Consider the following 13,772-nt stretch of genomic DNA (forward strand, 5'->3'; position numbering starts at 1 on the left):
CGGCCCGCCTGCGAAAAAAAATGCAGGCGGCAGGAACCACAGGTGCAGCCGAGATCGCCCGGCCTTCCCTGCGCGATGGTTTTCACGCTTACTGCGCGCTCTCCCCGGTGTCCGGCTTGTTAGCCACCGTCGTCGGCGGGATCATCGCCCGCAGACTTGGCGCCAGCATCGGGGCGCCAGGACCACACGCCTTCGCGTCCGCAAGCTGCCGTTCGTCCGCGCAAGGCCTCGCCCCGCGCTGCGGCATCTCGCAGCCATCGCTCCCCGCCCCGCGTGTCGTGACGATCGCGCGCTACGCCCCTTCTCGGTGGAGCGGGATGGCGACAATAGAGCATGATTTCGGAAAAATTGAAAGTAGAATTTTGGGGCGAGACGCGATTATTCTGAATTTCTGAATCGCGTCACTGCACTCCATATGAATATGACGGTGAGTACCGTGTGACGGCCGGTGGGCACGTCACGACGCGCGATGCGCGTCGCGCCTTTGCCCACCCTACAATTCGTGGCGCCCATCTCTCAACTCATAAAGAACCATAGGGTAGGCAAAGGCGCTTAGTCGATGCGAAGGATCGCACGAAGTGCCGTGCCCACCATGTCGCAACAAGTCCGCGGTCCCCTCAATGAAAATCCCGCGAGCGCGGCAGGATGCGGACGTTGCGGGGGTGGCTGACGCGCTGGGAGGGAGTGTCGGGATGATCGCGGCGGTCGTCGTTGAGCGGCTCGACGGGCATCGGGCCGTGCGGCACGGCACCGAGACGATCGTCCGACAGCAGCGCGAGATCGGCGCTGCGGTCGACCAGGCGCTCGGCGACGAGATGGACCACTTTCTCCGGGCTGCTCTGGATGCGGCCTTCGACCAGCACCAGGCGCGCGCCCATCACCTCCTTGCGGAAGGTCTCCATCACCTTCGGCCACACCACGATGTTGGCGATGCCGGTCTCGTCCTCCAGGGTCATGAACACGACGCCCTTGGCGCTGCCCGGCCGCTGCCGCACCAGCACCACGCCGGCGCACCGGACGCGACGGCGGTCGTTGGCATCATTGACGTCGCGGCAGGCCAGCACGCCTTCGGCAGCGAAACGCTCGCGCAGGAACTCCATCGGGTGCCCCTTCAACGACAGGCGGATGGTCTGATAGTCCGCGACGACGTGCTCCGGTAGAGGCATCTCGGGCAGCGGCCTGGCGCCCTCGTCCGGCTGCTCGCGGGCGATGGCAGCCTCGAACAGCGGCAGCGGCACGTCGTCGGGCAGCCGGCGCACGGCCCAGAGCGCGGCGCGACGGTCGAGCCCGAGCGAGCGGAACGCATCCGCATCGGCCAGCAGCAGCAGCGCACGCTTGGGCAGAGCGGTGTCGCGGGCGAAGTCTTCGAGCGAGGTGAAGGGGCCGCGGCCGCGCGCCTGGATGATGCGGTCGGCCCAGTCGTCCTCGCGGTCGACATCCGACAGCAACATATGAGTTTGTTTCTCGTTGTCATTCCGCGGCAACGCATTTGCGTCGTGCTCTCCAAATGCATCGGGTGCTTGTGAGTTAAAAACACCTCTCTCCGCGCCGTCATTCCGGGGCGCGCGTAGCGCGAGCCCGGAATCCATACTCCCGATCGTGGTTATGGATTCCGGGCTCGCGCTACGCGCGCCCCGGAATGACGGCGCGGAGATAGCGGGCAAAGACGATGTGGAAGCCGCCTGCGCTTCCTTCCGCACCGTCTCCGACAATCGCTTGATCCGCTCCTCGTCGCGGTCGATCCAGCGGAAGCCGTCGATCTGGCGGAAGCCGAGGCGAACGGCGCAGTATTTGTCGTCGGTATCTTCAAGCGTGTTGTCGGCGAAGCTGTAGGACACGTCGATGTTCCGGATCTCGACGCCGTTCTTGCGGGCGTCACCGACGATCTGGGCCGGCGCGTAAAAACCCATCGGCTGCGAGTTCAAGAGCGCGCAGCAGAACGCGTCGGGGTGGAAGCATTTCAGCCAGGACGAGACATAGACGAGCTGGGCGAAGCTCGCAGCATGGCTTTCCGGAAAGCCGTAGGAACCAAAGCCCTTGATCTGGTCGAAGCAGCTCTTGGCGAAGGCGGGATCGTAGCCGCGCGCGATCATGCTGCTGACCATCTTCTCTTCATAAGAGCCGATGGTGCCGACGTTGCGGAAGGTCGCCATCGCGCGGCGCAGGCCGTTAGCCTCCTCGGGCGAGAATTTGGCGGCTTCGATCGCGATCCGCATCGCCTGCTCCTGGAACAAGGGCACGCCGAGCGTCTTGTGCAGCACCTTGTAGAGCTCGTCCGCCGGGCCGTGATCCGGCGACGGCGACGGATAGCTCACCTTCTCCAGTTTGTTGCGGCGGCGCAGATAGGGATGCACCATGTCGCCCTGGATCGGCCCGGGCCGGACGATCGCGACCTCGATGACGAGATCATAGAAGGTGCGCGGCTTCAGCCGCGGCAGCATGTTCATCTGCGCGCGGCTCTCGACCTGGAACACGCCGAGCGACTCGCCTCGCTGCAGCATCCGGTAGACTTCGTTATCGTCCTCCGAGCGGATATCGGAGAGCACGTATCGCTTGCCCTTGTGATCGACGATCAGGTCGAAGCATTTGCGGATGCAGGTCAGCATGCCCAGCGCGAGCACGTCGACCTTCATCATCGACAACGCATCGACGTCATCCTTGTCCCACTCGATGAAGGTGCGGTCGTCCATCGCGGCATTGCCGATCGGGACGTAACTATCAAGTCTATCCTGCGTCAGCACGTAGCCGCCGACATGCTGCGACAGATGACGCGGGAAGGTGATCAGCTCCGATGCCAGCTCCACGGCGCGGCGGATCATCGGATTGGCGGGATCGAGCCCGGCCTGGCGCACCTGCATGTCGGAGAGGCCGTCGCCCCAGCTGCCCCACACGGTGTCGGCGAGCACCGAGGTGACGTCCTCGGTCAGGCCCAGCGCCTTGCCGACGTCGCGAATGGCGCTGCGCGGACGATAATGGATGACAGTGGCGATGATCGCCGCGCGGTGCCGTCCGTAGCGGCGATAGACATATTGCATCACCTCCTCGCGTCGCGAATGCTCGAAATCGACGTCGATATCGGGCGGCTCCAGCCGCTCCTTGGAGATGAAGCGCTCGAACAGCAGGTCGATCTTGGTCGGATCGACCGAGGTGATGCCGAGCACGTAGCACACGGCCGAGTTCGCCGCCGAGCCGCGGCCCTGGCACAGGATACCCTGGCTGCGGGCGTAGTGGACGATGTCGTGAACCGTGAGGAAATAATGCGCGTAGTTGAGCTCGGCGATCAGCGCCAGCTCCTTGTCGAGGACAGCGCGCAGTTTGTCATCGAGATGGTCGCCGAAATAGGTCTTGGCGCCGGCCCAGGTCAAATCCTGCAGATGCCCCTGCGCGGTCTTGCCCGGCGGCACCGGCTCGTCGGGATATTGATATTTGAGCTGGTCGAGCGAGAACACGATGCGGTCGGTGAAACGGAGCGTCTCGGTCACAGCGTCGGGGTGGTCACGGAACAGCCGCGCCATCTCGTGTCCCGGCTTGAGATGGCGCTCGGCATTGGCCTGGAGCCTTCGGCCGATGGCCTCGATCGAGGCTTTCTCGCGGATGCAGGTCAGCACATCCTGCAGCATCCGCTGTCGAGGATGATGATAGAGCACGTCATTGGTGGCGATCAGCGGCACCTCGCTTGAAGCTGCGAGGCGCGACAGCCGCGCCAGCCGGCGCCGATCGTCGCCGCGATACAGCAGGCTGCCGGCCAGCCACACGCCTTCGGCGGGGCTGTCTTTCAGCCGCGTGAGAATGGTGGTGAGCGCGGCTTCGTCGAAGCGATGCGGCGGCATCAGCACCAGCAACTGTCCCTCGATGAACTCAAACAGGTCCTCGAAGCTCAGGCGGCAATCGCCTTTGGCGACCTTGTCCGCGTCACTGCCGCGCTTGCCGCGGGTGAGCAGCTGGCACAGCCGGCCGTACGCGGCGCGGTCGCGCGGATAGACCAGGATGTCCGGCGTGCCGCAGGTGAACACCAGCCGCGCGCCGTAGAGCAGCTTCGGCTTGTAGCTGAGCCGGTCGTTATTCAGCTCGCTATAGGCGCGCACGATGCCGGCCAGCGTGTTGTGGTCGGCGATGCCGATGGCGGTGAGGCCATATTCGGCGGCCTGGTGCACATAGTCCTGCGGATGCGAACCACCATGCAGGAAGGAGAAATTGGTGGTGACGCCGATCTCGGCATAGGGGATGGGAGTCATGGCGCGATCGCGGAGGCTGCGTTGACGATGCCGCGTTGCCCGCTCCCTGCAGGTGATGAGCAACAAGTCGCCTTGCACAAGTGCCCACCCTCCCCTGGAGGGGGAGGGTCGACGCGCGCAGAGCGCGCGGCGGGGTGGGGTGAGCCCAGCAACCGGTCGTCATTGGGCCCGCTCTTCTCAGCCGTGCGTGAGTTGGCTTCGACGAGCACCGCAGGTGCGGATGGTCTGTCACCCCACCCCGGCTCGCATGCGCGCATGCGAGCCGACCCTCCCCCTCCAGGGGAGGGTGAGCAGCGAGATCGCCGCGAGAGATGTACGATCCCGACCCTCATGCGAACAGGCCATGCATGTACCAGGCGGGCTGCACCGGCGGGCCCTCAGGCTGCTCGAACTCACGGTCATACAACCCGTCGCGATAGAGCCAGAAGCGCAGGCCGTGCTCGTCCTCGACGCGGAAATAGTCGCGCGTGAGGCCCTGCCCGTCCGGCCGCCACCATTCCATCGCGATGCGCTCCGGGCCCTCGGCGCGGACCACGGCATGCGCGGCGCGGCGCCAGACGAAGCGCGCGGGCGGGCCGTCCGGCACGCCGGCGATGACCTGGATCGCCTCGGGGTGCGCGAACAGCCGCAGAGGTCGCAGCGGCGGCTCGCCCTCGGCGCGCTCCGGCCAGGCGGCAGCAGTGGCGGCGGCGAGATTTTGCTGCGCCGGCAGCGGCAGCGCCACGCGCTCCGGAACATGGGTATCGACCGGCAGATGCACGACCACGCGCTTGCCGCCGATGCGCGCGGCGATGCGGTCGATCAGTGCCGACAGCTCGTCATTGTCGTGGACATGGGCATCGAGATCGCGCTGCTGCTGCACCACGATCTCGCTGCGGCCAGCAGCGAGCCGGATCATGTCGAAGCCGAAGCCGGGATCGAGCGGATCGTTCAGCGCCTCGAGCCGCTCGCGGAACAGCCGGTCGATGATTGCGGCCTCGGTGACCGGCTGGCCGGTGTCGACCGTGATCACGCGCACCATTCCATCGGTGCGGAAGAAGCAGGCCTCCAGCCGCCGCGCGCCCTTGCCCTGCTGCGCCATCGCCGCCACCAGCATCGCGGCCAGACGGGAGAGGCTGGCCGCAATCACCGTGTCGGTCGCGACCGGCTCGGCAAAACGCTTGTCGACGATGTAGTCCGGCGGGACCTTGCGCGGGCTGATCGGCGCATCGGCCTCGCCCAGCGCCTGCGCCAGCACGCGGGTGAAGGCGGCGCCGAACCGCGCGGTGATCTCGTTGCGGCCGCGCGCGGCGACGTCACCGATGGTCTTGAGGCCGGCTCGGCGCAGGCCGAGCGTAATGGCCTCGCTGCCGCCGAGGGCGGCCACCGGCAGCGGCGCCACCGCGGCCGCCTCCTCGCCGTCGGGCACGATGCGGCCATGCACCTGGCGGTTCAGCGTACGCGCACAGACGGCGTTGGAGGCGATCGCCGCCGACACAATGAGGCCATGCGCGGTCAGCGCGTCGCAGACCGACTGCATCAGCCTGGCTTCGCCGCCGAACAGATGCACGCAGCCGATGATGTCGAGCGACAACCCATGCGGCGGGTCGAGCGCCACCAGCGGCGTGAAGCGGTCGCACCAGTCGGCGATGCTCTCCAGCATCTTTGCATCAGCCGCCAAATCGGCTTCGTGCGCGACGAGGTCGGGACAGACCGCGCGGGCATTCGCCAAGGGCTGGTCGAGCGACACACCGTGGCACGCCGCCGCTTCGTCCAGCGAATGGATCAAGAGCGCATTGGCGTCCTTGATGACGACGACCTGCGGCTTGCTCTCAGGCGGAGCGCCTGTGAGTGCCCGCTGTCTTTTGATGCGATCGATGGGCAGGCGCGGCAGCCACAGGCTGAGGATCCGCCGCCGGTTCGTTGAAACGGCATGCATCGGGGGTCCACTCCATGATCCATCGTCCGGTCTGGCCGTGACGGTTGCGAATGAGCTCGACATCGAGGCGCGGCGCGCCCCACGCCATCCACGGGGCAACGAGCGGTGACGGCGCGGTGCGCACGATCCAGCGCGTCTCCGCGGTCGATGGCTCGGGCGCAGCCGCAATGCGCAACATGAGCGCGGTGACGCCGGATTCCTGCGCCGCCAGGGTCAGCTTGCGGCTGGCGACGAGATCGAGCTTTTGCGTCTCCCCCCACACCTCCAGCATCACGCTGCCGAGCGCATCGCAGGCGAGCGCGTCGGCGGCGGTGCGCAAGGCGTGGTCGAGATCGGGCGCGCACACGATGACGATGCGGCGCGGATCGAGGCCGAGCTCGGCGAGCCCGCTCATCGACAGCGCGCCCATCTCGCGCTCGGCGAAATCCTGCCGGATCCAGATCAGGGGCCGGTGCGCGGCGACACGCGCGGCAAGCCCGCACAGGAAGCCGGTCGCGGCTGCCGCCTGGCGGCCGGTCTCGGCGAACACCTCGTGCAGCGCGCCGGTCGCGAGCCCGCCCTGCAAGGTCGCGTCGGCCTCGTCATGGCCGAGCGCGACCCGGCGCAAATCATGTGCGCCATCTCCCGCCTCGAGACGGGCAATGCGGCCGCGCAGACGCGCGAGCGTATCCATGCGTGCGCCGGTCATCCGTCGCCGCTCCTCTTCAATCCATCGTGCGGGCGCTGCCGTTGTTTCAGTGATCAGGCAGTGAACCCGCGACGACCTTCTTTGTTCATGATACGTTCTAATATAAAGCTAACGCCTTCGAGAGAGTCAATCGGGATTGACCCGGGTGTGATTCAACGAATGGAATCAAAGGGATTCAAAGCCATGGAGCTGTTGCGCAAACTGGAGATCCTGGCCGATGCCGCCAAGTACGACGCGTCCTGCGCCTCCAGCGGTACCGAGATGCGGGATTCCCGCGACGGCAAGGGCCTCGGCTCGACCTCGCCCGGCATGGGCATCTGCCATTCCTATGCGCCGGACGGACGCTGCATCTCGCTGCTCAAGATTCTGCTGACCAATGCCTGCAACTTCGACTGCCTGTATTGCGTCAACCGCGCCTCCTCCAACGTGGCCCGCGCGCGCTTCACGGTCGACGAGGTGGTGAAGCTGACCATCGACTTCTATCGCCGCAACTACATCGAAGGACTGTTCCTGTCGTCGGGCATCATCCGCAGCCCCGACTACACGATGGAGCAGGTCGTGGGCGTCGCGCGCAAATTGCGCGAGGAGCATCGCTTCCGCGGCTACATCCATCTGAAGACGATCCCGGAGGCTGACGAGGCGCTGATCGCCGAGGCCGGCCGCTATGCCGACCGGCTCAGCATCAACATCGAGACGCCGCTGGAGGCGAGCCTGACGACGCTCGCGCCGGAAAAGGACCAGCGCGCCATCCGCCGCACCATGGGCCGTCTCCGGCTCAAGCTCGACGAGACGGCGGAGGCGAAGAAGACGGTGCGCCGGGCCAAGCCGCCGCGCTTCGCGCCGGCCGGCCAGAGCACGCAGATGATCGTCGGCGCCGACGACGCCAACGATCGCGTCATCCTGTCGACCTCAGCCAATCTCTACGGCGCCTACAAGCTCAAGCGCGTCTATTACTCCGCCTTCAGCCCGATCCCCGATGCCAGCCGCGCGCTGCCGCTGCAGGCGCCGCCCTTGGTGCGCGAGCACCGGCTGTACCAGGCCGACTGGCTGATGCGGTTCTACGGCTTCGATGCCGACGAGATCGTCGAGGAGAACGAAGGCATGCTGCCGCTCGACATTGACCCCAAGCTCGCCTGGGCCTTGCGCCACCGCGACCGCTTCCCGCTCGACATCAACAAAGCAAGCCGCGAGGAGCTGTTGCGCGTGCCCGGCTTCGGCACCCGCACCGTGCAGCGCATCCTCGCCACCCGCCGCACCACCACGATCCGCTTTGCGGATCTCGCCCGGCTCAACGTGATCCGGAACAAGGTCCTGCCGTTCATCGTTCTCTCCGACCACCGGCCACAGCCGTCCCTGCTCGACGGTGCCAGCCTCAGAGCCCGGCTGCGGCCCAAACCGCAGCAGCTGGGATTTGGGTTCTAATTGAACGTCGTGGCGAAGACCGAAGCCAGGAAACAGCCGTCATTCCGGGGCGATACGAAGCATCGAACCCCGGAATGACGCGGCGGATTCGCTCGCAATGACGAGAGAGGTGAAATGCACGTCGTAACCCTCGACAGCGACACTGATTTCGACGGCTGGCGTCAGGCGGCGCGGGCGCTGGCGATGAACGACGTCAAGCCGGCCGACGTCAGCTGGCGCGTCAAGGGCGCAGCGCCCGACCTGTTCGACGATCAGGCCGACACGCAGCTTCCCGAGGTGCCAAAGGGCGCGTTCTCAGTGCCGGCGAGCTTCATGGAGCTCGCCGAGAGCGCGATTCTGCACAATGATCCCAACCGCTTCGCCCTGCTCTACCGGCTGCTGTGGCGTCTGCGGACCAACCACGATCTCATGGAGATCGCGACCGATCCTGATGTCGCCCAGGCCAACGCGCTGGCGCGGGCGGTGCGCCGCGACGTCCACAAGATGCATGCCTTCGTCCGCTTCCGCGAGGTCGGCCGCGAGCGCGAGGCGCGCTACGTCGCCTGGTTCGAGCCCGAGCACCACATCGTCGAGCGCGCCGCGCCATTTTTCGCCCGCCGCTTCGCCGACATGCCGTGGTCGATCCTGACGCCCGAACTCTGTGCGCATTGGGACGGCAGCCGCGTCAGCTTCACGCCCGGTGTGAGCAAGGCTGAAGCGCCGTCGGAGGACCGGCTCGAAGAGGTCTGGCTGCGTTACTATGCCAGCATTTTCAATCCGGCACGGCTGAAAGTGAAGGCGATGGAAAAGGAGATGCCGAAGAAATATTGGCAGAACCTGCCCGAGGCCAAGCTGATCCAGCCGCTGATCGCGGCAGCCAGCCGGCGCACGTCATCGATGATCGCCGAAGCCGGCACTGAACCCCACAAGCCGCAGAAACGCGTCGAGGAGACCGCGATGAGCCGCAAGCCGAAAGCCCACGCGCCCGCTGCCGAGACCTCACGTGATGTCGAGGCCGCCGATCTTGAGACCTTGCGCGAAGAAGCCGCTTCCTGCCGCGCCTGCCCGCTGTGGAAGGACGCCACGCAAACCGTGTTCGGCGAAGGCCCCGCGCATGCGCCGCTGATGCTGGTCGGCGAGCAGCCCGGCGACAAGGAGGACCTCGCCGGCCATCCGTTCGTCGGCCCGGCCGGCCAGATGCTCGACCGCGCGCTTGAAGAGGCCGGCATCGACCGGTCCAAGGTCTACGTCACCAATGCGGTGAAGCACTTCAAGTTCGTGCCGCGCGGCAAGATCCGGCTGCACCAGAAGCCGAACACGCCGGAGATCAAGGCCTGCCGGCAATGGTACGAGCGCGAGCTCGCCGCCGTGCGTCCGGCGCTGGTGGTGGCGATGGGCGCGACCGCCGCGCAAGCGGTGTTCGGCAAGATCACGCAGGTCACCAAGAACCGCGGTCATGTCGCCGACCTGCCCGACGGCTCCAAGGCGATGGTGACGGTGCACCCGTCCTACCTGCTGCGGCTGCCGGATGCCGACGCCAAGGCGCGGGAGTATGAGCGCTTCGTCGAGGACCTGAAGATTGCCGCGGCCGCGATCAAGCGCGCACATGCGGCGTGACGGGCCGGCATGGCCTCGACCGGGCCGCCCCCACGCGACAACGGGGCCTCAGGATTTGCGCGACGTGTAGACGTGCTCACGCAGCAAGGCCTGGATCAGCGCTGCTCGGTCGGGAAAGCCGAGCGACACCGCCACGTCCGTCTCGTCCCGGTCGGGTGCGCCGGCCTGCATCGCGGGCAGGTATCTCGCCATCAGCTCGCCCTCGCCGAGGCCATAGTCCGCCGGACTGCCGCGGCCGTCGAGCTCCGTCTGCTTCAGCACCTCGCATTTGTCGCGTGCGCGCGCCAGCAGATCCTCGAAATGGCCGTCGATCCGCGCCCAGTCGGCCAGCGCATTCAGGGCCGAGCCGTTGAGCCCCTTCCTGAACGATCGGATGCGCGCCTCGTCCAGCATCAGCTCCAGAAATTCCGACCGGGTCAGGCCGTTGCGCGCGATCCATGCCTCGAGCTCGGCCGGGTCCATCAAATCCCTGCTCTGCCGAAACCGGATGATCTCCGCGCTCAGCGCCTGGGCGTCGACCCTGATGCCGCGGCGCTTCGCCTCCGATGCCGCGAGAAATCGCGCGATCGCCTTGTCGGACAGGTCGCTGCCGCGCACGGCCAGCAGGCGCAGCTCGTCCAGCAGGTGCGGCGTTCCGTCCGGCATCACCGTCTCGCGCGCTGCGGCCGCCGAACGCTGCGCGTCCTGCATCAGGCCGTCCCATAGCTGGGTGTGCTCGAAGGCGTAATCGACCGCCTTGGGCACCGTGTCTCCGGCAAACCGGCGCCGCATCGTCTGCAGCATCTCCAGCGCATCCTCGCGCTTCTGGTCGACGCGGTGATCCGGCAGCCACGCCTCCAGCGCGTCGATCTCCTGCGCGGCTAGGCTGCCGTCGGACCGCGCGCCCTGCAGCAGCGCCGGGTAGCTGCGCTCGGGATAGAAGCTTGCCTTGCCGAGCGCCTCCAGGACCAGGCGGGACGCCTCCGAGATCACGCCATGGTCGACCGCCTTCTGCAGGGTGAAGCGGATGTTGACCAGCGGCTCGGACAGCGCGGGAAAGCCGAGCTCAGCCGGTCCGTGAATCAGGGCGACCTCGTCGTCGGCCTCGAACACGCCGTCGCGATACGCCGCGAACACCTTGCCGACGCCTTCCATGCCGAACGCGTGCAGCTCGGCCGCGCGCAGCGCGCCCATGCTGGCGCTGCCGAACACGTGGATGCCGTTGGCCATCGCCCACAGGATCTCCTTGTGCCACACCGAGGGCACCTGCTCGAAATAGCCGTCGATGATTCCGATCGCCGCAGGCTTCGCCAGCGCAGCACGATAGACGTCGCCCTGCTGCACCGGCGGGAGATACTCGGCCTCCAATTCGAGCGCCGCGTCGCGCGGATGCAGCGTCGGCCCGGTGAATACGATGCACGTCATAGCGGATGCCCCGATGGCTGATGCCGCGAGATCTGATCGCCGGCGAAGGCCCGCGCTCTGCGCCCCGGGCTGTAGTCAGGATTCTTGTCGAAGGTTTCGAGCCCCGGAATGATGATCCTCACCACGGGGATCTCGAACCTGCTCTTGGTGAGATCGACCGCGATCACCTGCCGGACACCGGCGGATTGCAGCCGTTCGAGAACCACGGCGAGATCATCGTTGAACGTCTCCGCTGCCAGCGACGGAGTTTCGCGCAGGCTTCGCGTCGGCGGGCTGTTCCGCAGCAGCGCCCGCTGCTCGCCGAGAAACTGTGCGGCCAACGCCTTCTCGTCATATTCCTCGCGGAACACGTCGTCGCGCGCGCCCGCGATCAGCGTCAGCCGGCTCTGCGCGGCTTCCGTCAGCGCCCGCAGGAAGGCGATCTCTGGCGACAGATGCGCGCCCATGCCCAACGCCGCGTAGAGATCCCGCCCCAGCTCCTCGTCACGATCGAAGATCAGGCACTGGCAGGCGGCGAGCCCGACATCGGAGCTGATGTCCCACGCCACGACCTCGAGGCCCGCGCGCTCGCACATCTCCAGGAGCCGCCGGTTGCCTTCGTCCTGAACCGTCTCGAGCGCGACGCGCCGGCTCTGCTGCTCGTCCGGACTGCGGAGGTGCCAGAGCGTGGTCGCATCGCGCTCCACGACCTCGCAGATGCCGTGCAGGACCGCCTCGATCAGCTGGTTGCCGGACGCCAGCCCGTTCGACGACGAGATGAAGCTGCCGGCCGGCATCTCCGGCCGCGAGGTCGACAGGTTCACCATCTCGAACGGCACCCAGACGTCGGCATCGGCCATGAGATCGCGCCCTTCGATCCACAGCATCTGCAGATCGGGATGGAAACGCCCGCCGGCGATCAGCGGCAAGTCCGCCACGTCGACCACCTCATGGTCGCTGATCAGCTCGGCATAGGTCGCAAGCTTCAGCGGCAATGTGATCGTCTCGGCGTGAAACAGCTCGATCGATTCCATCACGCCCGACGCCTTCGCAGCATCCAGGGTCAGCCCCTTGCCCTGCGACACCGAGACCGAGCGCGAGTTCGGCCGGCAGACCATGGTGACGGGAATGCCGACGCGGTCGAGACCCGTGACGTCAGCAATGCGCGTGATTCCCATTTCTCCCAGGAACGGACGCACCCGCTCGACCGTCTGCGACGGCGGCACCGACCGCTGAGTTCCCCATCGAAAGCTCTTCGGGACCGGACGCGCCAGACGATCCCGATGCAGTGCCGTTCCATTCGCCATCCGCAGCCTCCACACTCAACCGCCGCTGACGTCGTCGCATCAGCCCGCACGGCGGACATCGGCAAAGGCGCCGACCACGACGTTCTGCATCTCCTCGATCGTCTTCTGCACGTCGGCGTCGACCACCGACGAAAACTCCGCGATGCTGTCGAGCAACGGCTGCCTGCAGAAGCCGCGCAGGCAGAGCTGGATGCGCTTCATCGCGACGCCCTGCTCGAACGCGCCGGACTGCATCGCCAGGCTCCAGAAGTGCAGCAGGCCGTACCAGACGAAACAGGCCTGTAGAAAGGACGGAAACGGCAGCCGGCTGCCGCTCCAGGGCGAGGTGATGCGCGGCAGCGAGCCCTTCGCCGTCGAATCGAGGAACCAGGGCTGTTCCTGCTCCTGCATGTAGAGCAGCGCGTGGATGCCCTCATGGACGAGCGCATCGGCGATGTGGGATTCGTCGATCTCGGGAAGATGCGGGTTGGCGAGGAAGGTGCGGCCGATGTAGTAGCCGTTCGATCCTGACGAGAAGCTGCCCGGGCTCTCCGGATCCTTCTGCAGGATGAGCGCGATGTTGAAGCGCGCGACGAAGCGGGGAAGCCCCGCTTCGGTCCGTTCGAGCGCATCCAGGGACCGGTGCAGCAGATCGTGCAGCCGGTCGATTTCGTCCTCGGAGAACGGCGGGCGCTGCGGCGGGACCGGCCGGTCCTGGCCGGACAGATCCACCTTGACCGCATGCGGGCTGCCGTAATCGGTCACGGGCATGCCCTCGATCTGCGGCCAGATGCAGGCGCCGTCACGCCGATAGCCGCGATCGCCGAGCGCGGTCCACAGCTCCCGATCGGCGGTGATCTCGAGTCCCTGGCGCAAGGCCTCAGCCACGAATGAATCGCGCAGAAATCGTCCCTTGTCCTCGGCGTACCGGCCCGGCGCCGACAGCAGACGGAACGAGGTCTCGGGGGCATCGAGAACCCGCATGAAGCCGTCGTCCGCCACGCGATCCATCAGGCTGCGCAGTTCGTCCCCGCCCGCAGGGTCGTCGCGGCCGATCTCGCCGAGGGCTTCGCCCAGCTTCTGCGCGAGCCGGTCGCCATAGGTCGCAAGCACGCCGTCACACACCGCCTCGTAGTCATTCCAGCGCAGAACGTCAGGCATCAGGGTGATCGTCATCGTGCGCACTCCTTCCACGTTCCACTCTCGACCACGCCGCCTTGCAGCAGGCCCGCGCGACAGCGCGC

The 13,772-nt window shown here is 66.7% G+C and carries 8 protein-coding genes; 2 read left to right on the forward strand and 6 right to left on the reverse strand.

Annotated elements, in window-relative coordinates; all coding sequences use genetic code 11:
- Window positions 1-617: 617 nt before the first annotated feature.
- The 3 genes from ACQR0W_RS01600 to ACQR0W_RS01610 all read right to left on the reverse strand — a co-directional run bounded on the left by ACQR0W_RS01600 (window position 618) and on the right by ACQR0W_RS01610 (window position 6,841).
- The gene (locus ACQR0W_RS01600) at window positions 618-4,235 is read right to left on the reverse strand and encodes an error-prone DNA polymerase (protein ID WP_316170542.1); all 3,618 of its coding nucleotides are present in this window, start codon (window positions 4,233-4,235) and stop codon (window positions 618-620) included.
- 328 nt (window positions 4,236-4,563) lie between these two features.
- Window positions 4,564-6,153 (reverse strand): Y-family DNA polymerase, encoded by a 1,590-nt coding sequence (locus ACQR0W_RS01605; protein WP_316170543.1) that lies wholly within the window; start codon window positions 6,151-6,153, stop codon window positions 4,564-4,566.
- On the reverse strand, window positions 6,047-6,841 hold the full coding sequence (locus tag ACQR0W_RS01610; RefSeq protein ID WP_315749266.1) for an ImuA family protein: 795 nt from the start codon (window positions 6,839-6,841) through the stop codon (window positions 6,047-6,049). The genes ACQR0W_RS01605 and ACQR0W_RS01610 overlap by 107 nt, the downstream gene beginning before the upstream one ends.
- A 183-nt stretch (window positions 6,842-7,024) precedes the next feature.
- Between ACQR0W_RS01610 and ACQR0W_RS01615 the strand changes: the two genes are divergently transcribed.
- Together ACQR0W_RS01615 and ACQR0W_RS01620 are read left to right on the forward strand one after the other, a co-directional pair.
- Window positions 7,025-8,263, forward strand: coding sequence for a putative DNA modification/repair radical SAM protein (locus ACQR0W_RS01615; RefSeq protein ID WP_315714871.1), 1,239 nt, complete (start codon window positions 7,025-7,027; stop codon window positions 8,261-8,263).
- Between the two features lie 114 nt (window positions 8,264-8,377).
- Window positions 8,378-9,859, forward strand: coding sequence for a UdgX family uracil-DNA binding protein (locus tag ACQR0W_RS01620; protein WP_316170544.1), 1,482 nt, complete (start codon window positions 8,378-8,380; stop codon window positions 9,857-9,859).
- A gap of 48 nt (window positions 9,860-9,907) precedes the next feature.
- Here the strand turns inward: ACQR0W_RS01620 and ACQR0W_RS01625 are convergent, their stop codons facing one another.
- Genes ACQR0W_RS01625 through ACQR0W_RS01635 form a run of 3 tightly spaced genes read right to left on the reverse strand, consistent with a single transcriptional unit; the run spans window position 9,908 to window position 13,704 of the window.
- Entirely contained in the window at window positions 9,908-11,263 is a 1,356-nt protein-coding gene (locus tag ACQR0W_RS01625) for a TfuA-like protein (RefSeq protein WP_316170545.1), read from the reverse strand.
- Window positions 11,260-12,549 (reverse strand): YcaO-like family protein, encoded by a 1,290-nt coding sequence (locus ACQR0W_RS01630; protein ID WP_315714874.1) that lies wholly within the window; start codon window positions 12,547-12,549, stop codon window positions 11,260-11,262. The genes ACQR0W_RS01625 and ACQR0W_RS01630 overlap by 4 nt, the downstream gene beginning before the upstream one ends.
- 39 nt (window positions 12,550-12,588) lie before the next feature.
- Window positions 12,589-13,704, reverse strand: a complete 1,116-nt coding sequence (locus tag ACQR0W_RS01635; RefSeq protein ID WP_316170546.1) for an aKG-HExxH-type peptide beta-hydroxylase — start codon at window positions 13,702-13,704, stop codon at window positions 12,589-12,591.
- Window positions 13,705-13,772 lie beyond the last annotated feature (68 nt).

Source organism: Bradyrhizobium sp. HKCCYLRH1034 (genome assembly GCF_051168375.1).
Taxonomy (GTDB): domain Bacteria; phylum Pseudomonadota; class Alphaproteobacteria; order Rhizobiales; family Xanthobacteraceae; genus Bradyrhizobium.